Source organism: Phycicoccus elongatus Lp2, assembly GCF_000367525.1.
In the GTDB taxonomy this organism is placed as follows: Bacteria; Actinomycetota; Actinomycetes; order Actinomycetales; family Dermatophilaceae; genus Phycicoccus_A; species Phycicoccus_A elongatus.
Genome location: NZ_HF570956.1, coordinates 3,084,781 through 3,086,554 on the forward strand (window position 1 = coordinate 3,084,781; position 1,774 = coordinate 3,086,554).

Annotated in this window: 2 protein-coding genes; both read right to left on the bottom strand. The window is 73.7% G+C overall.

All coding sequences use genetic code 11. From position 1 onward, the window contains the following. A partial coding sequence (locus BN10_RS14960) for an FdrA family protein (RefSeq protein ID WP_040753887.1) occupies nucleotides 1-1,349 on the bottom strand: 1,349 nt, incomplete at its 3' end. Further along, nucleotides 1,346-1,774: oxamate carbamoyltransferase subunit AllH family protein (locus BN10_RS17565; RefSeq protein ID WP_198014077.1), on the bottom strand; the 429-nt coding region annotated here is incomplete at its 5' end. The genes BN10_RS17565 and BN10_RS14960, both read right to left, overlap by 4 nt.

Genomic DNA, 1,774 nt, shown 5'->3' on the forward strand with positions numbered 1-1,774 from the left:
ACGACGACCGGCAGGTCGCGCCCGGCCGCGGCCTTTGCGGCGCGGATGGCCTCCGCGAGGTCACCGGCGGGGTCCGGGTGGGCGCCGTGGCCGAGCACCAGGTCCAGGAGCAGCACGCCGCACTCGGCGTCGCGGGCCTCGGACGCGATCCGCTCCATTCGCAGGGTCGGGTCGATCATCGGGTGGGCACGGCCCCTGGTGAGCCCGTCGTCACCGAAGTCGATGACCAGGTGCCCGGGACCGGTCATCGCGCCGGTGAGGAGCAGGTCCTCGTCGTGCGCGATGTTGGACATCACCCGGCCCAGCACGGGAGCGGCGATGAGCATGCTCTCCTCGGCGAGCGTGCCTCCGCAGAACAGGCCGCGCAGGGCCGCACCACGGGTGCCCGGGTCACCGTCCTCGGCGACGCGCGACGGCCAGGTCGGTATGCCGCGGCCGGCCTCGGCGAGCGCCCTCTCGGTGCTCGTGGTCAGGTCGGGCCGTCCCGCTCCGAGGATCGCCCACCGGACGGTGAGCTCGAGCTCGGCGGCCAGGGCCGCCAACTCGTCCAGCACCTCCTGGGCGGGGGGCTTGGAGACGACGATGACGTCCTGGGTGGCCTCCTCGGCGGCGAGCGCACGCAGGGCCGCCTTGGCGGCGAGCCCACCGACCGCAGCCTTGAGGTCGCGACCGCCGACCCCGAGGCAGTGGCTCACCCCCACGTCGGCAGCGTCGAGGAGACACATGACCTGCTGGGCCCCGGTGCCCGAGGCGGCAACGATGCCGACCGGCCCGCGCCGCACGACATTGGCGAAGCCCAGAGCGACACCGCTGACGACGGCGGTGCCGCAGTCCGGGCCCATGACCAGGACGTCGGCGGCGTCCGCGGCCCGCTTGAGCGCGACCTCGTCCTCGACGGGGACGTTGTCGGAGAACAACATCACCGATGCCCCTCGGTCGATGGCGTCGTAGGTCTCGATCACCGCATGGCCTCCGGGGACGGAGATGACCACGAGGTTGGCCTCGCCTCGCTCGATCGCCGAGCCCAGCGTGCGGGGTTCAGGCGGCGCCCCCATGCCCTGGGGCGCTGACGTCCGGCGACGCAGGTCGGAGAGGGCCGCGTCCACGGCGGCGAGTCCGGCGCTCACCCCTTCAGGGCCTTGGCCCCGTACGGCGATGAGCAGGTCGTTGGCTCCGGCGTCGCCAGGCACGGTGAACCCCATACCGGTGAGCACCTCGACGTTGAGCTCGGTGGCCATCGCCACTTGGACCGCGCTCACGCCGGGGGTGGCGGCGACCGCCTTGGAGACCTGCATCAAGGTCACCGAGTCGTGGTAGGCGCCGCGGCGCACGTCGACCTGCTCGTTCACGAGACTCTCCCGAGGGCTGGTTGGGATTCGATGGTGGAGAGGAGGCCGGCCATGCCGGCGATGAGGTCGCGACCGGAACCGTGCCCGATCGCCTCGACGCGTGGACGCCAGCGCGCGGCAGCGCCCCGGTCCCCACGCATGACGGCGGTGACGTACGCGACGACCGGCGGCGCGGCATACCCCTCCGCGGCAGCACGCAGCAGGGTCGCCGAGAGCGAGGTCGTCCGGTGGGTGTTGGCCAAGACCGCGGTGGCCAGCGCCTGGTGCCCGCCGAGGGCGCACGCGGCGAGGAGCGCACCTGCGAGGGCGTCGTCCCCGGCCGGTGTCAGACCGTTCCCCCGGCCGATCAGGGTGGCAACAGCGGACCCGGGCTCCGCCGCTGCGGCGGCCACCAGGTGGGCGCGGCGCTCGGCCATCGGGGCGAA